Raw genomic sequence first — 21,579 nt, 5'->3', positions numbered from 1 at the left:
CAGGCGGCAAACCCGAAAATGAAAAGACCTGCCCGATGGCCGGGCAGGTCTGTTTTTTTTGCGCAGATGCGGGTGGCAGCCTGGGAGGGCCGCCTTACGCCAGCAGCGCCTTGACCTTCTCGACCGTCGCTTCGGCCGTGATCCCGAGTTCCTGGTAGATCCGCGGCGCAGGGGCGGAGGCACCGAAGCTCTCCATCCCGACGAAAGCGGCCTTGGCCTCGCGGCCGCGCTCGCCCAGCAGCCAGCGATCCCAGCCGCCCGCGCGCAGGCCGGCTTCGATCGCCACGCGCACCGGCCCGGCAGGGAGCACCTTGCGCCGGTAGCTTTCGTCCTGGGCGGCGAACAGCTCCATCGAAGGCATCGAGACGACCCGGGTACCGATCCCCTCGGCCTCCAGGATATCCCGCGCGGCGACGGCGATCTCGACTTCCGAGCCGGTGGCAATGAGGATCGCCCGGCGCTTGGCTTCGGCTTCCTTCAGAACGTAGGCACCCTGGGCGGTGAGGTTCTTCGCCTTGTGCTCGCGGCGCAGCGTGGGCAGGTTCTGCCGGCTCAGCGCCAGCACAGAGGGCGTTTTCTCCGAGGTCAGCGCCAGTTCCCAGGCCTCCGCCGTTTCGACCGTGTCGCAGGGCCGGAAGGTCAAGGTGTTGGGCGTGGCACGGCAGATCGCGAGGTGCTCGACCGGCTGGTGGGTCGGGCCGTCTTCGCCAAGGCCGATCGAGTCGTGCGTCATCACGAAGACGCTGGGCACACCCATCAGGGCCGCGAGCCGCATCGCCGGGCGCGCGTAGTCGGTGAACACCATGAAAGTGCCGCCATAGGGGCGGATGCCGCCATGCAGCGCCATGCCGTTCATCGCCGCCGCCATGCCGTGCTCGCGGATGCCGAAATGCACGTAGCGACCCTTGCGGTTGGATGCGTCGAAGATGCCGAGACCCGCGGTGAGGGTATTGTTGGAGCCGGTGAGGTCGGCCGAGCCGCCGATGGTTTCGGGCATGATCGGGTTGATCACTTCGAGCACCATTTCGGAGCTCTTGCGGGTGGCCACCTTCGGGCCCTCGTCGGCGATCTGCTTCTTCAATGCCTTGATCGTGGCCGAAAGCTTGCGCGGAGCGGTGCCCTCGAAGACCCGGGCGATCTCCTTCTGGCGCTGTTCGGTGAGGGCGGAGAGGCGCTCCTGCCATTCTGCCCGCACCGCGGCTCCACGCCCCCCCACGTCGCGCCACCAGGCGGCGACATCTTCCGGGATCTCGAAGGCGGTATGGCTCCAGCCGTAGACTTCGCGCAGTTTCTCGATGTTGTCGGCGCCCAGCGGCGCACCATGCGCCTTGGCGGTGTCCTGCACCGCCGAGCCGAGGCCGATATGGGTCTTGCAGTCGATCAGCGTGGGTTTTTTCGAGGCTTTCGCCTCGCTGAGCACCGCGTCGATGGCTTCGGGATCATGCCCGTCGCAGGCCAGAACCTGCCAGCCGGCGGCCTTGAAACGGGCGCGCTGGTCGGTGACGTCGGAGAGCGAGACCTCGCCGTCGATCGAGATGTTGTTGTTGTCCCACATCACGATCAGGCGGCTGAGCTTCTGCTTGCCCGCGAGCCCGATGGCTTCGTGGCTGATGCCTTCCATCAGGCAGCCGTCACCGGCGATGACGTAGGTGTAATGGTCCTGCACCCGGCGTCCGAAACGGGCGCGCAAGGCTTCCTCGGCCATCGCCATGCCGACGGCGGTGGCGAGACCTTGCCCGAGCGGACCGGTGGTGGTTTCGACCCCCGACGCGTGGCCGTATTCCGGGTGGCCTGCGGTGATCGAGCCCCATTGGCGGAAGTTCTTGATCTGCTCGATGGTCATGTCTTCGTAGCCGGTGAGGTGGAGAAGCGCATAGAGCAGCATCGAGCCGTGACCGGCCGACAGCACGAACCGGTCGCGGTCGGGCCAGTCCGGGGCCTTGGGGTCGAACTTGAGGTGGTTGGAAAACAGCACGGTGGCAACGTCGGCCATGCCCATCGGCATGCCCGGATGGCCCGAGTTCGCCGCCTGAACGGCGTCAACGGCCAGCATCCGCACGGCGGCCGCGCGCATCCAGTGTTCGGGGTGTTTGTCACGAAGCGTTGCGATGTCCACGGGGCCGTTCCTCTCAGGCTTTTCTGGTTTACGCGACGTGCATACCAGCCGGGGCGGCAAGATCAAGCTTGACGCCCAAGTGACTGGGAACAAAGGGGGCGCATTCGGCCGGGGAGTTCGATAAACTTGCGAAAGGGAGGCGAACCTTGCGATTCGCGCCGTCGGCGTCGTGTGGCGTCTCGCCTCCGGGGAACGAAAAGCACAAGGGACGCGCGGGCAGACATGACCGATTTTTCCGATCTCCAGGCCAGGATCACGGCCGCGCTCGACCGGATCGGCACCGGCCTCGAGGCGATCGACAAGGCCGGCGACACTTCCAAGACCGAGGCCGCCGACGCTGATGAACTGGCGCGGCTCACCGAGGCGCTCGAAGAGGAGCGCACGGCGAATGCCCAGCTTGAGGAGCGCGTGCGCGCGGTCCGGGAAAAACAGGACCAGGCGGTGGAAACGCTGGCCAGCGAAGTCGAGCGGCTGCGACGCCTGCTTGAGAAAGAGGAGGCGGCCGTGGCCAGGCTCGGTCAGGTCAATGCCGAACTGCGCGCCAACAACGCCGCGATGCGCGAGGCGATCGGGAACGGCGTGGCCGAACCGCACCTCGTCAACAAGGCGATGATGGCCGAGCTCGAGGGCCTGCGCGCGGCGCGAGGCGCGGACCGGGCCGAGCTTGACGCGGTGTTGGGCGAGCTTGGTGCGCTGGTGGCCGAGGCCGAAGCCGGGGTACGTGCATCCAGCAAGGAGGAGAGCGCCGATGCCGGACGTTAACATCACCATCGGCAACCGCGAGTTCGAGGTTGCCTGCCAGGACGGCGAGGAGCATTTCCTGCGGGCTGCCGCTACAATGCTCGATACCGAGGCGCAGACCCTCGTGGCGCAGATCCGGCACCTGACCGAAAGCCGGATGTTGTTGATGGCCGGGCTGATGCTTGCCGACAAGACCGCCGGGATCGACGACAATCTCAAGCTCGCCGAAAAGCGCATTGCCGAGCTCGAAGCGCAGCTTGCCGAAGCCCAGAACGCGGCAAAGGCGGCACGGCTGCCCGAAGGTCTCGCCGACACCATGGCCGAGATCGCGGCCCGCGCCGAGGCAATCGCGATGGCGGTGGAAGAAAAGGCCGCAGGCTGAGCGGGGCGATCCCGCGACGGATTACGGGCCGGTTCCGAAAGGGAAACCGGCCCGTTTCATTTGGGGTCGCGCGGCTCGGGACATGGCAGGGATCCTGCGGCGGCCGGATCGCCTGAGCAGGCGTGGTTCGCCGGGGTCCGGGCCTTCAGCCGTTGGCTTCGCGGATCTTCTCGGCGGCATCCTTGGAATAGGTGATGCCCTTGTCGTCGAACAACTTGTCCAGTTCGCCCGAGAGCGTCATCTCGGTGATGATGTCCGAGCCACCGACGAATTCGCCCATCACGTAGAGCTGCGGGATCGTCGGCCAGTCGGAGAAATCCTTGATCCCCTGGCGGATCTGTTCGTCGGCGAGCACGTTCACATCGACGAAATCGACGCCCATGAAATTGAGCACCCCCGCGACGCGGCTGGAAAACCCGCATTGCGGCATGTCTCTGGTGCCTTTCATGAAGAGCACCACGTTGTTGCTGGTCACGGTCTCTCGGATATTGTCCTGAACGCTCATGGTGTTGCCTTTCCTGTTCGCGTCGCGTTGGGTCGGTGTTTGGGTCAGTCGGGGGCCTTGGTGGTCAGCGCAAGCGCGTGCAGGGCACCGTTCGGGCCGTCCATTTTGCCTTTGAGCGCGGCATAGACCTTGCGCTGCTGCTGGACGCGGTTCATGCCGCGAAAACTCTCGTCGATCACCTCGGCGGCCCAGTGGTTGCCGTCGCCGGCCATGTCGGTGATCGTGATCTTTGCGTCGGGGAAGTCTTCCCGGATCAGGGCCTCGATTTCCCGTGCTTCCATTGCCATGCGCGCTCTCTCCGTTCGATGGTTCCCGACAGATTTAGGCGGGTAAGCGGTCCGCCGCAAGGGGAACGCGCGTCATACCCAGTCGCGCAGGCGGTGCAGGAAGGCGGCGAGTCGGGTGGAAACGCCGCAGGTGGTGAACGCGTCGAGCGAGTCGCGTGTCCAGTCGGTGCGGGCATGGGCTATGAGAAGTTCTTCGCGCTCCTCTTCGAGCGCGCCTGGCAGATCGAGCCTGCCCGCCGCAACCAGAAGCTCGATCCCGCGATGAACTTGGCGCATCTGCGCGAATGCGGCGATCATCGGCTCGGCCAGCGCCGGTTCGTCACGCCAGCTTCGGCCGGCAAACAGCTCCTGAGTCATCCGCTGGCCGGCGCCGGTGCAATCGTAGCGCGCGCAGCCGGGAAACCCCGCTGATTCGAGACGGGAATAGAGCGTGCAGCCGAGATCGGCGTCGAGGTTCGGGCAGGGCAGCCCGGCGGGCTTGTCGATCGCGAAATCCTCGCCCGCGTCGAAGGCCAGCGCCATGCAGCACAGCGCGGCACAGGCGGCGCAATCGGCTTCGAGATCGGGGATATGGCTCATGGCTGGTGACGGGCGCGCGCGCGTTTCGATGTCGGGACCGGGGGTTTCACACCCCCGGACCCCCGTGAGGTATTTGTGGACCAGAGAAGCCGGGGCAGGGTCAAGTGGCCTTGGCCTCGAAGCTCGTGCGGTAGATCTCTGCAAGCTCCGCCAGCGGGGCCTCGGAGCCGCCAAGACGCACCGCGTGGCCGGTGAAGCGGCCGACGCTTTCGAGCGCCACCCCGGCCTGACCGGCCGCGACCATCAGCGCCTCGGCCTCGTCGAAATTGCAGGCGACGAGATAGCGCGCCTGATCTTCGCCGAACAGGGTGGGGGTGTCGGAGGCATCGAGGTGCACGCCGACACCGGCGGCCTCGGCCATCTCGAAGGCGGCGAGCGCGAGGCCGCCATCGGAGAGATCGGTGCAGGCCTTGATATATTGGCGGTTGGCGCGAATGAAGTCGCCGTTGCGCTTCTCGGCGGCAAGGTCGACATGCGGCGCGTCGCCGTCTTCGCGGTTGAACACTTCCGCCAGCAGCGCCGATTGGCCGAGGTGGCCCCGGGTTTCGCCGATCAGCAGGGCGACGTGGCCCTCGCGGGGCAGGCCCGCGATCAACTCGGACCCGAGGTCGCGGATCAGTCCGACCGCGCCGATGGTGGGGGTGGGCAGGATGCCGACCCCGTCGGTCTCGTTGTAGAGCGAGACGTTGCCCGACACGATCGGCATGTCGAGCGCCGCCACCGCTTCGCCGATGCCTTTGATCGCGCCGACGAACTGGCCCATGATCTCGGGCTTCTCTGGGTTGCCGAAGTTGAGGTTGTCGGTGGTGGCGAGCGGCGTCGCCCCAACGGCGGTGAGGTTGCGATAGGCTTCCGCGACCGCCTGCCTGCCGCCCTCGACCGGGTTGGCCTTGACGTAACGCGGGGTGACATCGGAGGTGAAGGCGATCGCCTTGTTGGTGCCATGCACCCGAACCACGCCCGCACCGAGGCCAGGCGCGCGCACCGTGTCGGCCATCACCATGTGGTCATATTGCTCGTAGACCCATTGCTTGGCGGCGTAGTTCGGCGAGGAAATCAGCGCGCGCAAGCCGTCGATGGCGTCGATCTGAGGCACGTCCTCCAGTTGGTCGGCAGCGGGTGTTTCTTCCCAGGGGCGGTCGTATTCCGGCGCGTTGCCGGAGAGCGCGCGTAGCGGCAAATCGGCCTTGCAGTCGCCGCCGTGCATGATCACGAAGCGGTCCTCGGGCAGGGTTTCGCCGACGATGGCGAAATCGAGATCCCATTTCTCGAACACCGCCCGCGCCTCGGCCTCCTTCGAGGGTTCGAGCACCATGAGCATGCGCTCCTGGCTTTCCGACAGCATCATCTCGTAGGCGGTCATGTTCTCTTCGCGCTGCGGCACGGCGTCGAGGTCGAGCCTTATGCCGAGGCCGCCCTTGTCGCCCATCTCGACGGCCGAGCAGGTGAGGCCCGCCGCGCCCATGTCCTGGATCGAGATCACCGCGCCGGTGGCCATGAGTTCGAGCGTGGCCTCCATCAGCCGTTTCTCGGTGAACGGGTCGCCGACCTGCACGGTGGGGCGCTTTTCCTCGATGGTATCGTCGAACTCGGCGCTCGCCATGGTGGCGCCGCCAACACCGTCGCGGCCAGTTTTGGCACCGAGGTAGACCACCGGCATGCCGACGCCCGAGGCCGCGGAATAGAAGATCTTGTCGGTGTCGATCAGCCCGGCCGCGAAGGCGTTGACCAGGCAGTTGCCGTTGTAGGCGGCATGGAACCGGACCTCGCCGCCGATATTGGGCACGCCGAAGCAGTTGCCGTAGCCGCCGATGCCCTCGACCACGCCATGCACGAGGCGCTTGGTCTTGGGATGGCTGACCTCGCCGAAGCTCAAGGAGTTCATCGCCGCGATCGGGCGCGCGCCCATGGTGAAGACGTCACGCAGGATGCCGCCGACGCCGGTCGCCGCGCCCTGGTAGGGCTCGATATAGGAGGGGTGGTTGTGGCTCTCCATCTTGAACACCAGCGCCTGGCCGTCGCCGATATCGACGATACCGGCGTTCTCGCCCGGCCCGCAGATCACCTGCGGCCCCTCGGTCGGCAGGGTGCGCAACCACTTCTTCGATGATTTGTAGGAGCAATGCTCGTTCCACATCGCCGAGAAGATGCCGAGCTCGGTGAAGTTCGGCGCGCGGTTCAGGATCCGCAGGATGTTGGCGTATTCGTCGGGCTTGATCCCGTGGGCTGCGATCAGGTCTTCGGTGATCTCGGGCTCTTGGCTCAAGGTTGTCCCCTCCGGCTTGGAATGCCTGCGTCATAAGGGATCGGCGGGTGCGGGGGAAGGGCAAAGGCTGCGGCACAAATCGGCCTTGGCCAAAAAAAGCCGGGCACAAGGCCCGGCCTAAGTCCAACAGGGAGGTAAAAGCTGATCTGGGTTTCCCCGGTGATCAACTTTGAAGCTTAATTATGGGCGTGGTGCCTATGGTTCAAGCACAAATGCTGCAATGCGGCTATGCGGCCAGCGCATAGTTCGCGCCTGTTGCTGCTGGGCCGCAGTTGCAATCGCCTTAGCTAGTCTGGTGCCGGCGGTACTCGAAGATTTCCTCGGTGACGAAATCGCGGAACGCGGCAACGCGTTTGGAGTGGCGCAATTCCTCAGGAAAAGCGAGGAAAACCGGGATCTCGTTCGATTGCGAACTGGTCAGGACGCGTTCGAGGTCGGGAAAGTCGTGCACCACGTAGTCGGGCAGAACGCCGATGCCGAGTCCGTTCAGCACCGCCTGGAGCACGCCGAAGTAATTGTTGACGGTGAGCAGCGACCGCACGTCGTGGGTGAGCAACTCCTGCACGTAGCTCGCCCCGGCGCTGACCTGGGCAGTGGTGGTGTTCATGCAGATCAGCCGGTGGTCGTGCAGGTCTTCGGGGCTCGCGGGGCGGCCGTGGGCATCGAGATAGCCCGGCATCGCGTAGAGGCGCATGTTGACGCTCATCAGCCGCTTGCGCACCAGATCGGCCTGGCTCGGCTCTTTCATCCGGATCGCGACATCGGCCTCGCGCATCGGCAGATCGAGCACGCGCTCTTCCAGCATCAGGTCGATCTTGAGGTCGGGGTATTGCTCGTAGAGCTTGGGCAAGCGCGGCGCAAGCCAGAGCGAGCCGAAGCCTGTGGTGGTGGTCACGCGCAATTCGCCGAACACTTCTTCCTTCGAATCGCGTATCCGGGCCACCGCCGCCTCGAGGCGCTGGTTCATGGCGCGGGTGGCGTCGAACAGAAGCTCGCCTTGCTCGGTCAGGATCAGCCCGCGCGCGTGGCGGTGGAACAGGGTTGCGTTGAGGCTTTCTTCAAGCGCGCGAATCTGGCGCGACACCGCCGACTGGCTGAGGTTGAGCGTATCGCCCGCATGCGTGAGTGATCCCGCATCCGCCACCGCGTGAAAAATCCTGAGCTTGTCCCAATCCATCTGAATCCCGACGGGTTACTGTTACCGTGAACATTCGTATACCATGAGATCGGCACGGTCATGTGAAAAGCCAAGGGGCTGGCCCGGTTTGTCGTTTTACCGACACGGTTTTTGCCGCTAGGCTCCCGGCGATTGGCGGATTGCCTGTGATTTTAGCGAAAGCGCGCGATGACGAAGCAGAGACCCAGCCTTGAAGATCGGTTCGATCTGGCCGCGAGCCCGGTGTTGATCACCGGCACGCAGGCGCTGGTGCGGCTGGTTCTGATGCAGAAGGCGCGTGACCGTGCGGCCGGGCTGAATACCGCAGGCTACGTCACCGGCTACCGCGGCTCGCCGCTGGGCGCGCTCGATGCCTGGATGATGCGTCAGCGCGCGGCGCTGGAAGCCGCCGATATCCGCTTCGAGCCGGCGCTCAACGAAGACCTTGCCGCCACCGCGCTCTGGGGCAGCCAGCAGGCCGGGTTGCGCGGCGAGGGGCGCTTCGATGGCGTCTTTGGCCTTTGGTATGGCAAGGGGCCGGGGGTCGACCGGTCGGGCGACGTGATGCGGCATGTGAACATGGCCGGCACCTCGCCCCACGGCGGTGTGCTGATGGCGATGGGCGACGATCACACCGGCGAAAGCTCGACCGTGGTGCATGCCTCCGACTGGGCGGCGATCGACGCCGGGATGCCGGTGCTCAGCCCCGCGGGCGTGCAGGAGGTGCTCGATTACGGGCTCTACGGCTGGGCGCTCAGCCGCTTTGCCGGACTCTGGGTCGGGCTGAAGCTGATCAAGGACACGGTGGAGAGCACCGCCGTTGTCGATGGCCGGGTCGACCGGATGGGCTTCGTCACCCCGGATGTCGCCATGCCCGAGGGCGGGCTGAACATCCGCTTGGTCGACGACCGGGTGCCTCAGGAGCCGCGCCTGCATGCCCACAAGATCCCCGCCGCCGAGGCCTTCGCCCGTGCCAACCGGATCGACCGGCGGATGCTGGGCAAACCCGGCGCGAAGATCGGCTTCGTGGCGGCGGGCAAGTCGTGGCTCGATCTCGCCCATGCGCTGGAGCTTCTCGGGATCGGCGCGGCGGAGGCGGAGCGGCTCGGGGTGACGGCTTACAAGGTGGGGCAGGTCTGGCCGCTCGACCGGGAAAGCTTTGCCGAATGGGCCGAGGGGCTGGAGTTGATCGTCTGCGTCGAGGAAAAGCGCAAGGTGATCGAGGGGCAGGTGAAGGACCTCCTGTTCGGCACGCCGGGCCTGCGCGTGCTGGGCGCGCGCGACGGGGCGGGGGCGGAGCTTTTCCCCGCCCACGGCGTGCTCGACCCGGTGATGATCGGCGAGAAGATCGGCGCGTTGCTCGAAGCGGAAAGCCGCGAGACCGAGGCGATTGCCGCCGCGCGCGCGCGGCTGGCCGAGAGCCGCCGGGCCGACAACGGCGCGGCGCTGGCCGCGAGGCTGCCCTATTTCTGCGCGGGCTGCCCGCACAACACCTCCACCAAGGTGCCCGAGGGCAGCCGGGCCTATGCCGGGATCGGCTGCCATTACCTCGTGCAATTCATGGACCGCGAAACCGAGGGCTTCACCCAGATGGGCGGTGAGGGGGCGAACTGGATCGGCGAGGCACCGTTCTCCAGCCGCCCCCACGTGTTCGTCAACATCGGCGACGGCACCTATAACCACTCCGGGATCATGGCGATCCGCGCGGCCATCGCGGCGGGCGTGAACGCGACCTACAAGATCCTCTACAACGACGCGGTGGCGATGACCGGGGGGCAGGCCAACGACGGCGGGCTCGATCCGCAGAAGGTGGCCGCCGAGATGGTGGCGGCAGGGGCCGCGCGGGTGGTGCTGGTGCATGACCCCAAGGAGGAGATCGACCTTTCCGCCTTCCCGCGGGATGTGGCGCGCAGGCCCCGCGACGAGCTGGACGTGGTTCAGAAAGAACTGCGCGAAATCAATGGGGTGACGGTTCTTCTTTACCTTCAGACCTGCGCCGCCGAGAAGCGCAGGCGGCGCAAGCGCGGAGCCTTTCCCGACCCCGACACCCGGGTGTTCATCAACCCCGACATCTGCGAGGGCTGCGGCGATTGCGGGGTGCAGTCGAACTGCGTGGCGATCGTGCCGGTGGAGACGGAACTGGGCCGCAAACGGGCGGTGGACCAATCCGCCTGCAACAAGGATTTCTCCTGTCTCAACGGGTTCTGCCCCTCCTTCGTGACGGTGGAAGGCGGCAAGCCGCGCGGCGAGGCGTCCGCCGAGATCGCGTTACCCGAGATGCCGGAGCCGGAATTTCCCGCCTTTTCAGGCACCTGGAACACGATCATCACGGGCGTGGGCGGCACCGGGGTGGTGACCATCGGCGCGGTGCTGGCGCAGGCGGCGCATATCGAGGGCAAGGGGGCCGCGCTGATCGACATGACCGGGATCGCCCAGAAGGGCGGCGCGGTGACGGTGCATTTGCGCATCGCTGCCCGGCCCGAGGAGATCACCGCGATCCGGGTGGCCACCGGCGAGGCCGATGCCCTGATCGGCGGCGATCTCGTGGTTTCGGCCAGCCCCGCCACGCTCGCGCTGTTGCAGACGGGGCGCAGCGGCGCGGTGGTGGACGGGCACGAGAAGATCACCGGGGCCTTCACTCGCGATCCGGAATTCCGCATACCTGCGAAAGGCTTGGGGCTCGCTCTTGAGGCGCGTCTCAAGGATCGGCTGCGGCTCTTCGACGCCAGCGAACTGGCCCGCACGCTTCTGGGCGACAGCATCTATTCCAACATGATGGTGCTCGGCGCGGCCTGGCAGACGGGTCTGGTGCCGGTGGGCCGGGCGGCGATCTTCGATGCGATCAGGCTGAACGGGCAGGCGGTGGAGGCCAACCGGCGCGCCTTCGATCTCGGTCGCTGGGCAGTGCTCCACCCTGGCGAGGCGGCGCGGCACATCGGCGGGCAGGTGGTCGAGGAGCCCCGAACCCTCGCCGAGCGCATCGCCTTTCGCGAGGCGCACCTCGTGGCCTACCAGGGCGAGAAGCTGGCCCGGCGCTACCGGGCGCTTGTGGATGCCGCGCCCGAGGTGCTTCGCGAGGCTGTGGCGCTCGGGTATCACAAGGCGCTGGCCTACAAGGACGAATACGAGGTGGCCCGGCTGATGCAGGAGACCCGCGCGCAGGCAGCGGCGGCCTTCGAGGGCGATCTGGAATTGACATACCACATGGCACCGCCGCTGCTCTCGCGCCCCGGCCCCGACGGACGGCCGAAAAAGCGCGCTTTCGGGCCGTGGATCCGGCCGGTGATGGCGGGGCTCGCGCGGCTGCGCGCGCTGCGCGGCACGCCCTTCGATCCGTTCGGCCATGCCACCGAGCGGCGGATGGAACGCGCGCTTATTCGCCAATACGAGGCCGACATGGCCGAGGTGTTTGCCCGGCTCACGCCCGAAACCGAGGCGGCGGCGCGGGAACTGGCCCGGCTGCCGCTCACGATCCGCGGCTTCGGTCCGGTCAAGGCCGCCAATGCCGCGGCGGCGGCGCGGCGCCGGGCCGAGTTGCTCGACACCTTGCGGACGGGCTCAGACGCCGTGGCACGCGCCGCCGAGTGACGCCGCTTTTGCTGGCATCGCCCCGGGTTTGATCGTAGAACCGAGCCGTTATTCCAAGAGGGCGAAACATGGCGGTAGGGGTTTTCGATTCTGGTCTGGGCGGGCTGACGGTTTACGATGCGCTGACCAGGCGCCTGCCGGATGTGCCCTTCGTCTATTTCGGCGACAACGCCCATGCGCCCTACGGCGTGCGCGATGCCGATGACATCTTCAAGCTCACCACCGCCGCGGTGGAGCGGCTCTGGGAGGAAGGTTGCGACCTGGTGATTCTCGCCTGCAACACCGCCTCGGCCGCCGCCCTGCGCCGGATGCAGGAAAGCTGGCTGCCGCCGGGAAAACGGGTGCTCGGCGTCTTCGTGCCGTTGATCGAGGCGCTGACCGAGCGCGACTGGGGCGACAATTCGCCGCCGCGCGAGGTGGCGGTGAAGCACGTGGCGTTGTTTGCCACGCCCGCGACGGTTGCGAGCCGCGCCTTCCAGCGCGAACTGGCGTTCCGCGCCATCGGGGTGGACGTGGAGGCGCAGGCCTGCGGCGGGGTGGTCGATGCCATCGAGGAGGGCGACATGATCCTTGCCGAAGCCCTCGTGCGCTCCCACGTCGATGCGCTCAAGCGCAAGATGCCGACCCCGGAGGCGGCGGTGCTGGGCTGCACGCATTATCCGCTGATGGAAGACGTGTTCCAGGATGCGCTCGGGGCCGAGGTAAGTGTTTACAGCCAGGCCAGCCTGGTGGCGGAGAGCCTTGCCCATTACCTCGGTCGTCATCCCCAGATGAAGGGCAAGGGTGAGGCGGCGAAGTTTCTCACCACCGGCGATCCGCGCCGGGTGAGCGACCGCGCCACCCAGTTCCTGCGCCGCAAGATCACCTTCGAGGCCGCCTGATTGCGCGGATGCCCGAGCGACCCCATATGCAGACCCAAGACAACGAGGGCTTCATGAGTCACAAGATCGCCATCCTCGGCGCCTCGGGATACACCGGGGCGGAACTGGTGAGGATCATCGCCACCCATCCAACGATGGAGATCGTCGCGCTTTCGGCCGACCGCAAGGCGGGGATGCGGATGGGCGATGTCTACCCCCATCTTGCCCATCTCGACCTGCCGGCGCTGGTGAAGATGGAGGAGATCGACTTTTCCGGCGTCGATCTCGTCTTTGCCGCGCTGCCGCATGGCTTGAGCCAGGCGCTGGTGCGCGATCTGCCGCGCTCGGTGAAGGTGGTCGATCTTGGTGCCGACTTCCGCCTGCGCGATCCTGCGGCCTATGAAAAATGGTATGGCCAGCCGCATGTGGCGCCCGAGTTGCAAAAAGAGGCCGTCTATGGCCTCACCGAATTCTACCGCGACGAGATCCGCGATGCGCGCCTCGTGGCGGGGACCGGCTGCAACGCGGCCACGGTGCAATATGCGCTGCGCCCGCTGATCGGGCAGGGGCTTATCGACCTCGACCGGATCATCTGCGATCTCAAGAACGGCGTCAGCGGGGCCGGGCGGTCGCTCAAGGAAAACATGCTCTTTGCCGAGCGATCGACCAACGTGGAGGGCTATGCGCAAGGTGGCAAGCACCGCCACCTCGGCGAGTTCGACCAGGAATTCGCGTTGCTGGCCGGGCGGCCGGTGGAGATCGTCTTCACCCCGCACCTCGTGCCGGCGAGCCGGGGCATCCTTGCCGATTGCTACGTCGAGGGCGACCCGGAGGCGATTCACGCGGCGCTCGCGCGAACCTATGCCGACGAGCCCTTCATCACCGTTCTGCCGTTCGGGCGCGCGCCGGGGATGGGACATGTTACCGCGTCGAACCTGTGCCACATCGGTGTTATCCCGGATCGCAAGGAGAACCGCGCGCTGATCGTCTCGACGCTCGACAACCTCACCAAGGGGTCGTCGGGGCAGGCGGTGCAGAACGCGAACCTGATGTTGGGCGAAGATGAAACCACCGGGCTGATGCTGGCCCCGGTGTTCCCGTGAGGAGGATCACATGGCTGGTATGAAAGGCCTGAAGAAACAACGGCGTATCCAGATCGTTATTCTGGCATTCGTTGCACTGGGGATTGCGGCGGGTCTGATCGGCTACGCCTTCAAGGACGGGATCAACTACTTCCGCGATCCGAGCCAGATCATTGCCGAACCGCCCGCGCCGAACGAGGTGTTCCGCATTGGCGGGCTGGTGGAGGCGGGCTCGATCGAGCGTGGCCAGAGCGAAACGGTGCGCTTCATCGTGACCGACGGCGCGGAGTCGGTGCCGGTGGTGTTCACCGGAATCCTGCCGGACCTGTTCAGCGAGAACCAGGGCATGATCGGCACCGGCACCTACGTCGATGGCGTGTTCCAGGCCTCGGAGATCCTCGCCAAGCACGACGAGACCTACATGCCCAAGGAAGTGCTCGATTCGCTCAAGGAAGACGGGCTCTACAAGGACCCGACGGCGGCGGACGAAACCGGCTCCTGAGGCGCGCCGCGCGCCCGGTTTCACCGGCGTTAACATCGAGCGATGAGGCTTGCCCCCGGTTTCAACAACGGGGGCGGCCATGCTTTCCATCCGCGACATCGCCGACGAGATTCTCGACCGCGAAGGCGGTTACGTCAACGATCCCGACGATCCCGGTGGTGCCACCAACTTCGGCGTGACGATCCACACGATGCGCGCGCTCGGGCGAGATCTCGACGGCGACGGGCAGGTGACGCCTGAAGACGTGAAGCGGCTCAGCCGCGACCAGGCGCGCGACATTTTCATCGAGCATTACTTCCACCGTCCCGGCATCGCCCGGCTGCCCGAGGCGCTCCAGCCTTCGGTGTTCGACATGCATGTGAACGCAGGGGCCAACGCGGTGCGCATCCTGCAACGGCTGCTGGTGGAGATGGGCCACCCGGTAACGGTGGACGGGGCGATCGGGCCGCAGACGGTGGCGGCGGCGCAGCGTGCCGCGGCCGAGGCACCGGGCCACATCGCCGACGCCTACGGCATCGCCCGGCGCAATTATTATTACCGTTTGGCCGACGGCCGCCCGGCGAGCCGCAAATACGCCCTCCGCCGCGACGGCGGCAAGGGCGGCTGGATCCTGCGCGCCGAGGCCTTCATCTCGCCGAGGTTCCACCTCACCGAGGCCGAGCACCAAGCCCGGGTGGCGGCATGGGGCTGAGCACCGGGGTGGCGGCGATGGTCGGCGCGCTGTTCGGCGGCGGGCGCAACGTGGTGCGCGAGACCGCCGGGATCTTCATGGAAAACAGCGAGGCGGGGGCGGAACGCGAGGCGGCGTGGCGGGCGGCGGCGCTGGGGCAGTTTGCCGGCGAGTTCGCCCGGCCGCACAAGGGGCTGTTCGACCGCTTCATCGACGGGGTGAACCGGCTTCCGCGCCCGGCGCTGGCGCTTGGCACGCTCGGGCTCTTCGTGGCGGCGATGGTCGATCCGGTCTGGTTCGCCGCGCGGATGCAGGGCATCCAGCTCGTGCCCGAACCGCTGTGGTGGCTGATGGGGGCGATCGTGAGCTTCTATTTCGGTGCCCGCCACCAGCTCAAGGGGCAGGAGTTTCAACGCTCGCTGGCCGAGACCATGAACCGCACCGGCACCGTGGTGCGCAACATCGGCGCGCTCCAGGCGCTCGACGCCGGCGCGCGCGCCTCGGACGATCCCAACCCGGCGCTGGCCGATTGGCGCGGCGATGGTCGATGAGCGGCGATTTCTTCGTAGCCGCGCTGACCGAGCACGGCCCCTGGGTGCTTCTGGTGTTCTACCTGCTCTGGCGCGACCTGCAGAAAGATCAGGCCACCCGCGCCGTGCTCGACAAGAATTCCGCGATCCTGATCGAGATCACCACGATCATCCGCGAGCGGCTGCCGCAAGCCGGGAGACCGGGGCTATGACGGCGCGCGTGAGACGCTGGGCGCGCCGGCTGCGGGCTTGGCTCGCCGGGCCGAAATTCGCCCGCGCGGTGGCCCGCAACACCCGCGCGGCGCGGGATCTCGACAAGGTTGTGCGGGAGGTGCTGGCGCGATGAGACAGTCAATCGGGCTACTCGCCCTCGTCCTCGCCGGGCTGCACCTTGGCCGCGTGTGGCTTGGCGGCGAGGTGGTGCTGGTGGTGGCGACGGGGGCGATGGCGCTGATGGCGCTGATGATCGCGGCCACCTTCCTGTGGCTCTACGCGGTGCGGGCCACGCCGCTGGCCCTCGGCATGGCCTTCAGTTGGCTGGGCTGGGGGCTGTTCGCGGGCTCGGTCTGGTTGGTCGGGGCGGGGCAGGCACCGGGCGCACTGCTTGCGGTGCTGGCGTTCTGCATCGTCGGTGCGGTGCTGCACTTCTCGGTGATCCACCGGTCCTTCGGCTGGCACGGGGCCAGCTTTCTCTGGCCGGTGGGGGTGTCGCTCGCAGCCGGGCTGCTCGCTCTGGCGCTGCCGTGACCGGCCCTGCCGCCGGTGCCGGACCCGGGGCGGGGCGGCAATGCCCGGTCAGAACCTCATCTGCACGCCCGCGCGCACCACTCTGTAGACGCAGCCGCAATCGTAGCGGTCGGCCCCGGCGAAGAGCGACACCCTGTCGGTGAGCGAAACCTCCGCGCCGCCCCCGGCGAGCCAGCCGCTGGCGCCGCTGCTGAAACCGAAGACGCCGGCACGCCCGTAGAGCAGAACCTCGTCCGACACTGCCACGCCGAGTCGCGCCGTGGCGCTCCCCGCCAGTGCGCCGGTGCTGGCGATGTAGAAGCTGTCCACTTCCGGGCCGAGATAGATGCCCTCGTCGATCTCGAAGGCATACCCCGCCTGCACACCCGCGATCATGCTCGGAAAGCTGATGTAACCAAGGAAGGCTCCGGCATAGGGCCCTTCCCATTCGCCCGCCTGCGCCGTGCTTGCGGCAAGGGCGAGTGCGGTGGACAGAAGGATGGTCTTGAGTTTCAGTTTCATCGAACCCTCCACGCCTGTCGTGTGGCCGGTGATTTCCCGCCACGACACGACCATGACACAGGCCCCGGCGGCCTGCCTTAACCTGCATCAAGTCTTGGCCGCGCAGGCGGCCGAGCGCGCGCCCGCCACGGCGGCAAATGACAAATCCGCGACATCCGCGCGCACGGGATTGGCGGCGCTCGCGAATGTGCCTATTGTCCGCGCCATGATTACCGAACTCGGACATGTCGCGCTGATCCTCGCGCTCGCCGTCGCCATCGTGCAAACGATCGTGCCGCTCATCGGTGCCCACAAGGGATGGACCGGCTGGATGGCCGTGGCCGCCCCGGCCGCCAACCTGCAATTTGCCTTCGTCGCGATCTCCTTCTCGGCGCTGACCTGGGCCTTCGTCACCTCGGATTTCTCGCTCCATCTGGTCTGGGCAAACTCACATTCCGACAAGCCGATGCTCTACAAGATCTCGGGTGTCTGGGGGAACCACGAGGGCTCGATGCTGCTCTGGGTGCTCACCGTGGCGCTGTTCGGGGCGATGGCGGTCTGGTTCGGGAAGGGGCTGCCGCCGCGTCTCAAGGCCCGCGTTCTCGCGGTGCAGGGCGCGATCGGGCTGGCCTTCCTCGGCTTCATCATCTTCACCTCGAACCCGTTCCTGCGGCTTGAATTTCCGCCCTTCGACGGGCGCGATCTCAATCCGCTGTTGCAGGACCCGGGCCTCGCCTTCCACCCGCCGTTCCTCTACCTCGGCTACGTTGGCCTCTCGATGGCGTTCTCCTTCGCGGTGGCGGCGCTGATCGAGGGCCGGGTCGATGCCGCCTGGGCGCGCTGGGTGCGGCCCTGGACGCTGGCGGCCTGGGTGTTCCTCACCATCGGCATCGCGCTCGGCTCATGGTGGGCCTATTACGAGCTCGGCTGGGGCGGTTTCTGGTTCTGGGACCCGGTGGAAAACGCCTCCTTCATGCCCTGGCTTTTCGCCGCCGCGTTGCTGCACTCGGCGATCGTGGTGGAAAAGCGCGAGTCGCTCAAAAGCTGGACGGTTCTGCTCGCGATCCTCGCCTTCGGCTTCTCGCTGATCGGCACCTTCATCGTGCGCTCGGGCATCATCACCAGCGTGCACAGCTTCGCCTCCGACCCGACCCGGGGCGTCTACATCCTCGGCATCCTCGCCTTCTTCACCGGCGGCGCGCTGATGCTCTACGCCTTCCGCGCCGCGGCGCTCGAGGCGCGTGGGGTGTTCTCGATGGTGAGCCGGGAATCGGCGCTCGTGGTCAACAACATCCTGCTGGCGGTCTCGTCCTTCGTGGTCTTCATCGGCACGATCTGGCCGCTGGTGGCGGAAGCCTTCATGGACCGCAAGCTCTCGGTCGGCGCGCCCTTCTTCGAGGCGGCCTTCACGCCGTTCATGGTGGTGCTGGCAATCGTGCTGCCGGTGGGCGCGATGATGCCGTGGAAGCGCGCGCGACTGGGCCGGGCGATGCGCCCGCTCCTGCCCGCAGCGGTGCTCGCGGTGCTGGTGGCGCTGCTGGTCTGGACGCTGCAAACCAACCGTTCGATCCTCGGCCCGGTCGGCTTTCTGCTCGGCACCTGGCTGGTGGCGGGCGCGTTGACCGACCTGATGGGGCGCACCGGGCGCGGTGCGATCGGGGGCCGTCTTGCCCGCCTCGCCCGCCTGCCGCGCGCCGACTGGGGCAAATCCACGGCCCATGCCGGGCTGGGGATCACCTTCATGGGGGTCGCCGGCCTGATGGCCTGGGATACCGAGGATATCCGGGTGGCGCAGATCGGCGAAACCTTTGAAACCTCGGGCTACGAGATCACCCTTCAGGACGTGGTGCGTGAACAGGGGCCGAACTACGTCTCGACCGTCGGCATCATGGACGTGCGCCGGGGCGGCGAGTTGATCGCGACCCTGCGGCCGGAAAAGCGCGTCTACCCGGTGCAGGCGATGCCGACCACCGAGGCCGCGATCAACTACAACTTCTGGCGCGATGTCTACGTCGTGATCGGCGACCCGCAGGAGAACGGCGGCTGGGCGGTGCGGACCTTCATCAAGCCTTTCGCCAACTGGATCTGGGCGGGGTCGATCATCATGGCGCTCGGCGGGCTGCTTTCGCTCTCCGATCGGCGCTACCGGGTCGCCGCCCCGGCGGCGAAGGCGCGAAAAACCGTGCCCGGGGGGGTGCCGGCAGAATGAAGAAGCTGTTTCTTGCGCTCGCCCTGATCGCCGGCCCCGCCTTTGCGGTGAACCCCGACGAGGTGCTCGAGGATCCCGCGCTCGAGGCCCGGGCGCGCGAAATCTCGGCCGAATTGCGCTGCGTGGTCTGCCAGGGCGAGAACATCGACGAATCGAACGCCGCGATCGCCCGCGACCTGCGGGGGATCGTGCGCGAACGTCTGCTGGAGGGCGACAGCAACGTGCAGGTGGTGGATTTCGTGGTCGAACGCTACGGCGAATACGTGCTGATGAAACCCACCACCGAGGGGGCCAATATCCTGCTCTGGTGGGCCGGCCCGGCGCTCTTCGTGATCTCGCTGCTCGGTGCGGGTGCCTATCTGCGCCGGCGTGCGGCGAGCGCGGAGCCGGCGGCGAAGCTGACATCGGAGGAACAGGCGCGGCTTGATGAGTTGATGAAGGGCTGACGGGGCGGATCAAGGCACAATCCAGCACGTCAGACGGGTCCGGCTCAAAACTCCGACTTCCCGGTCGGTTTTGTTTCTTCCCCTTGGCGCGGGGCTCGGCTAGTCTCGCCCGCAACCGACAGGGAGGCGCGCATGAACTACGACACGATCAGCTACGACATCGACAACGGGCTCGCGGTGATCCTCCTCGATCGCCCCGAGAAGATGAACGCGCTCAACACCTTGATGCGCGCCGAACTGGCCGACGCGGTGAAGCGCGCCGGGTCCGAGGCGCGGGTGCTGGTCTTGACCGGCGCAGGCAAGGCGTTCTGCTCGGGGCAGGATCTCGGTGACCGCGCCAATGCCGACAACATCGACCTCGAACGCACCCTGCGCGACGAGTACGAACCGCTCCTGCGCGCCATCGTTGACAGCCCGATTCCGACGATCGCGGCGGTGAATGGTCCGGCGGCGGGGGCAGGGGCCAATATCGCGCTCGCGGCGGACGTGGTGATTGCGACCCAGTCGGCCTACTTCCTGCAGGCCTTCAGCCGCATCGGCCTCATTCCCGACGCCGGGGGCACCTATAACCTGCCGCGCAGCATGGGGCTGGCGAAGGCGATGGGGGCGGCGCTGTTCGCCGAGAAGATCAGTGCCGACGAGGCTTCGGCCATGGGGATGATCTGGGAATCGGTGCCGGATATTGATTTCGAGGGCCATTGGCAGGCGCGCGCGCGCCACCTCGCCACCGGGCCAACGCTGTCCTACCGGGGCATCAAGCGGGCGATGCGGGCCTCGCTCGGCAACAGCTTTGACGACCAGATCGCGCTGGAGGCACAGATCCAGGGCGAATGCGGACGTTCGCGCGATTTCAAGGAAGGCGTGCTGAGCTTCCTTGAAAAACGCAGTCCGAAGTTCGAGGGGCGCTGATCGGCGCGCCGCCGGTCAGCGCATCCAGAACCCTTCGCGCTTGATCCGGTTGCGCAAGACCTTCTCGGAACGGGGCAGGCGGTTGCGGTCGAACATCTCGCGCAGCTTTCGCCCGCGCCCGTGGTAGATCATCTTTTTCATCGGATCGTAGGCCTTGAGCAGTTTCTTGATCCGGTTTGGTGCGGCCGCCGCCTCGATCACCTCGATCACCCGGTCGCTCTCGCGCGCATAGGCAAGCGGCAGGATGCGCCAGTGGCAGGATACTGCGCCGTCGAGTCCGTCCAGCTCCGGGCCGGGCCGGCCGCCGCCGAAGCCATGGATCACCAGAGGCAGCGCCACCTGGTCGAGCCACGGGTCGAGTTTCTGCAAGACCAGCTCTTCGGGCGGATCGTCGCGGATCGCGATCGCGGTTTCGAGAAAACGCTGGCCGAAGGCGTGGGGATCGGCGGCGAAGAACCAGCCGGCGTTGAAGTAGAGGTAGCGGCCCCAGTATTCGTCGGGCTCGGCAAGATCGAGCGAGCTTTCGAAGTCGAGGCCGAAGCGGTCGTAGAGCGATTTCCAGATATCGCTGTAGCCGGGGCCGTAAAGCTCGATCTCGGGCCAGGTGCCCTCGCGCCGCATCGAGGCCGAGGGTCGGTCGAAATCGAAAGGCACGGCGCTGAGCGCGCCGGTGATCACGGTGTCGCTGTCGAAGAACACGAAGGGCACGCCCTCGGGCAGCGCCAGCAGCGCCTCGATCTTGTTGCCCTGCGGGTAGGATTTGCCGAAATGGCGCGCCTCGAACGGCAGGATCTCGGCATTCAGGTTTTCGAGCGCCGCGCGCACCGCGGGTTCGATCCGCGGATCACCCGGCCAGGCCCCGCCGGGCCGGGGTTCGGCGATGAAGAGGCGACCGGCAAACCCGGGATCGTTCTGGCGCAGCGAGGCGGCAAACAGCAACGCCTCGTATTGCAGCCGCCCGGCCTGACCGATGACGACGACATTGAAGGTTGAACGCTTTTCCGCCTGCCCTGCCATGACCGCTTTGCCCGCCCCTTGATTTTCTGCCAGTATAGGCCCAGATGCTGCGAGGAAAAGCACCCTCAGGTTTCTTGGTGCAGGAGCGCAAATGAAGGTTTTTCAAACGCTTGGTCTGATTGTGGCGCTGGCGACACCGGCGTTTGGCCAGCAATTCACCACCGCCGCGGAAGTGAAGCCGATTCTGGACGCCACCAAGTCGAACTGGATCGCGGTGCGCGAGTATGACGGGCAGGATCTGCTCTATTTCACCCACCTGATGGCCTGGCGCTGCGGTATCGACCAGATCTACTACGCCCTGAACGGCGGCAGCGAACGGCCTTGGGACGGCGAGCCGTGCTACGAGGGTGAAGCGCAGCCGAACGCGATCAAGGCTGCCGATGTGCTGCCTTTCGTGGCGCTGCCGCTCGGATCGGTCGAAAGCGTGACGGTCCGGCTCGAATACGACGATGGCTCGACCGACAGTGCGAGCTACCAGCGCGCTGACGTTCTGACGAACTGATCCCG

23 protein-coding genes are annotated in these 21,579 nt (G+C 66.7%); 15 read left to right on the top strand and 8 right to left on the bottom strand.

All coding sequences use genetic code 11. From position 1 onward, the window contains the following. Nucleotides 1-94: 94 nt before the first annotated feature. Entirely contained in the window at nt 95-2,116 is a 2,022-nt protein-coding gene (tkt, locus tag B9Y97_RS17135; RefSeq protein ID WP_085527890.1) for a transketolase, read from the bottom strand. Between the two features lie 222 nt (nt 2,117-2,338). Between tkt and B9Y97_RS17130 the strand changes: the two genes are divergently transcribed. Both B9Y97_RS17130 and B9Y97_RS17125 read left to right on the top strand, forming a co-directional pair. Next, nucleotides 2,339-2,878 (top strand): hypothetical protein, encoded by a 540-nt coding sequence (locus B9Y97_RS17130; RefSeq protein ID WP_085527889.1) that lies wholly within the window; start codon nt 2,339-2,341, stop codon nt 2,876-2,878. Further along, on the top strand, nt 2,865-3,239 hold the full coding sequence (locus B9Y97_RS17125) for a cell division protein ZapA (RefSeq protein ID WP_085527888.1): 375 nt from the start codon (nt 2,865-2,867) through the stop codon (nt 3,237-3,239). The genes B9Y97_RS17130 and B9Y97_RS17125 overlap by 14 nt, the downstream gene beginning before the upstream one ends. Nucleotides 3,240-3,384: 145 nt before the next feature. Here the strand turns inward: B9Y97_RS17125 and grxD are convergent, their stop codons facing one another. The 5 genes from grxD to B9Y97_RS17100 all read right to left on the bottom strand — a co-directional run bounded on the left by grxD (nt 3,385) and on the right by B9Y97_RS17100 (nt 8,053). Further along, nucleotides 3,385-3,744: a Grx4 family monothiol glutaredoxin gene (gene grxD / locus B9Y97_RS17120; protein ID WP_085527887.1), complete on the bottom strand. Its 360-nt coding sequence runs from the start codon at nt 3,742-3,744 to the stop codon at nt 3,385-3,387. Nucleotides 3,745-3,788: 44 nt separating this feature from the next. Then, nucleotides 3,789-4,031, bottom strand: a complete 243-nt coding sequence (locus B9Y97_RS17115) for a BolA/IbaG family iron-sulfur metabolism protein (protein ID WP_085527886.1) — start codon at nt 4,029-4,031, stop codon at nt 3,789-3,791. A gap of 72 nt (nt 4,032-4,103) precedes the next feature. Continuing rightward, nucleotides 4,104-4,610: a hypothetical protein gene (locus B9Y97_RS17110; protein ID WP_085527885.1), complete on the bottom strand. Its 507-nt coding sequence runs from the start codon at nt 4,608-4,610 to the stop codon at nt 4,104-4,106. A 100-nt stretch (nt 4,611-4,710) separates the two neighbouring features. Then, complete coding sequence (purL, locus tag B9Y97_RS17105; RefSeq protein WP_085527884.1) at nt 4,711-6,876, bottom strand: phosphoribosylformylglycinamidine synthase subunit PurL; 2,166 nt, start codon at nt 6,874-6,876, stop codon at nt 4,711-4,713. Between the two features lie 283 nt (nt 6,877-7,159). Beyond that, nucleotides 7,160-8,053 (bottom strand): LysR family transcriptional regulator, encoded by an 894-nt coding sequence (locus B9Y97_RS17100; RefSeq protein WP_085527883.1) that lies wholly within the window; start codon nt 8,051-8,053, stop codon nt 7,160-7,162. A gap of 168 nt (nt 8,054-8,221) precedes the next feature. Between B9Y97_RS17100 and B9Y97_RS17095 the strand changes: the two genes are divergently transcribed. The 9 genes from B9Y97_RS17095 to B9Y97_RS17060 all read left to right on the top strand — a co-directional run bounded on the left by B9Y97_RS17095 (nt 8,222) and on the right by B9Y97_RS17060 (nt 16,011). Further along, nucleotides 8,222-11,620: an indolepyruvate ferredoxin oxidoreductase family protein gene (locus tag B9Y97_RS17095; RefSeq protein ID WP_085527882.1), complete on the top strand. Its 3,399-nt coding sequence runs from the start codon at nt 8,222-8,224 to the stop codon at nt 11,618-11,620. 68 nt (nt 11,621-11,688) lie between these two features. Then, complete coding sequence (gene murI, locus B9Y97_RS17090) at nt 11,689-12,501, top strand: glutamate racemase (RefSeq protein ID WP_085527881.1); 813 nt, start codon at nt 11,689-11,691, stop codon at nt 12,499-12,501. 53 nt (nt 12,502-12,554) lie between these two features. Next, nucleotides 12,555-13,583 (top strand): N-acetyl-gamma-glutamyl-phosphate reductase, encoded by a 1,029-nt coding sequence (argC, locus tag B9Y97_RS17085; protein ID WP_085528326.1) that lies wholly within the window; start codon nt 12,555-12,557, stop codon nt 13,581-13,583. A gap of 19 nt (nt 13,584-13,602) precedes the next feature. Continuing rightward, nucleotides 13,603-14,064, top strand: a complete 462-nt coding sequence (gene ccmE / locus B9Y97_RS17080) for a cytochrome c maturation protein CcmE (protein ID WP_085527880.1) — start codon at nt 13,603-13,605, stop codon at nt 14,062-14,064. A gap of 79 nt (nt 14,065-14,143) precedes the next feature. Continuing rightward, nucleotides 14,144-14,755 (top strand): holin-associated N-acetylmuramidase, encoded by a 612-nt coding sequence (locus B9Y97_RS17075; protein ID WP_085527879.1) that lies wholly within the window; start codon nt 14,144-14,146, stop codon nt 14,753-14,755. Continuing rightward, the gene (locus tag B9Y97_RS17070; RefSeq protein WP_085527878.1) at nt 14,746-15,285 is read left to right on the top strand and encodes a holin family protein; all 540 of its coding nucleotides are present in this window, start codon (nt 14,746-14,748) and stop codon (nt 15,283-15,285) included. The genes B9Y97_RS17075 and B9Y97_RS17070 overlap by 10 nt, the downstream gene beginning before the upstream one ends. Beyond that, complete coding sequence (locus B9Y97_RS17065) at nt 15,282-15,476, top strand: hypothetical protein (RefSeq protein WP_085527877.1); 195 nt, start codon at nt 15,282-15,284, stop codon at nt 15,474-15,476. The genes B9Y97_RS17070 and B9Y97_RS17065 overlap by 4 nt, the downstream gene beginning before the upstream one ends. Next, entirely contained in the window at nt 15,473-15,610 is a 138-nt protein-coding gene (locus B9Y97_RS18215) for a hypothetical protein (protein ID WP_176224405.1), read from the top strand. Before B9Y97_RS17065 ends, B9Y97_RS18215 begins: the two co-directional genes overlap by 4 nt. Next, on the top strand, nt 15,607-16,011 hold the full coding sequence (locus B9Y97_RS17060) for a hypothetical protein (RefSeq protein WP_085527876.1): 405 nt from the start codon (nt 15,607-15,609) through the stop codon (nt 16,009-16,011). The genes B9Y97_RS18215 and B9Y97_RS17060 overlap by 4 nt, the downstream gene beginning before the upstream one ends. Nucleotides 16,012-16,059: 48 nt before the next feature. On the opposite strand, the gene B9Y97_RS17055 is transcribed toward B9Y97_RS17060, so the two are convergent. Next, complete coding sequence (locus tag B9Y97_RS17055; protein ID WP_139828359.1) at nt 16,060-16,512, bottom strand: outer membrane protein; 453 nt, start codon at nt 16,510-16,512, stop codon at nt 16,060-16,062. A gap of 205 nt (nt 16,513-16,717) precedes the next feature. Here B9Y97_RS17055 and B9Y97_RS17050 point away from each other — a divergent pair, with 205 nt between their 5' ends. The 3 genes from B9Y97_RS17050 to B9Y97_RS17040 all read left to right on the top strand — a co-directional run bounded on the left by B9Y97_RS17050 (nt 16,718) and on the right by B9Y97_RS17040 (nt 20,055). Further along, nucleotides 16,718-18,700: a heme lyase CcmF/NrfE family subunit gene (locus B9Y97_RS17050; RefSeq protein ID WP_085528325.1), complete on the top strand. Its 1,983-nt coding sequence runs from the start codon at nt 16,718-16,720 to the stop codon at nt 18,698-18,700. After that, nucleotides 18,697-19,146 (top strand): cytochrome c-type biogenesis protein, encoded by a 450-nt coding sequence (locus B9Y97_RS17045; protein ID WP_085527874.1) that lies wholly within the window; start codon nt 18,697-18,699, stop codon nt 19,144-19,146. The genes B9Y97_RS17050 and B9Y97_RS17045 overlap by 4 nt, the downstream gene beginning before the upstream one ends. Nucleotides 19,147-19,278: 132 nt before the next feature. Beyond that, nucleotides 19,279-20,055: an enoyl-CoA hydratase-related protein gene (locus B9Y97_RS17040; protein WP_085527873.1), complete on the top strand. Its 777-nt coding sequence runs from the start codon at nt 19,279-19,281 to the stop codon at nt 20,053-20,055. A gap of 15 nt (nt 20,056-20,070) precedes the next feature. Here the strand turns inward: B9Y97_RS17040 and B9Y97_RS17035 are convergent, their stop codons facing one another. Then, complete coding sequence (locus B9Y97_RS17035; protein WP_085527872.1) at nt 20,071-21,072, bottom strand: hypothetical protein; 1,002 nt, start codon at nt 21,070-21,072, stop codon at nt 20,071-20,073. Between the two features lie 91 nt (nt 21,073-21,163). Between B9Y97_RS17035 and B9Y97_RS17030 the strand changes: the two genes are divergently transcribed. Then, nucleotides 21,164-21,574 carry a hypothetical protein gene (locus B9Y97_RS17030; protein ID WP_085527871.1) on the top strand — a complete coding sequence of 137 codons (411 nt, stop codon included), beginning with the start codon at nt 21,164-21,166 and terminating at the stop codon, nt 21,572-21,574. Nucleotides 21,575-21,579 lie beyond the last annotated feature (5 nt).

The sequence above is a fragment of the Maritimibacter sp. HL-12 genome (genome assembly GCF_900177545.1).
Classification (GTDB): domain Bacteria; phylum Pseudomonadota; class Alphaproteobacteria; order Rhodobacterales; family Rhodobacteraceae; genus Sinisalibacter.
This window is presented reverse-complemented; position numbering and strand designations above follow the sequence as displayed.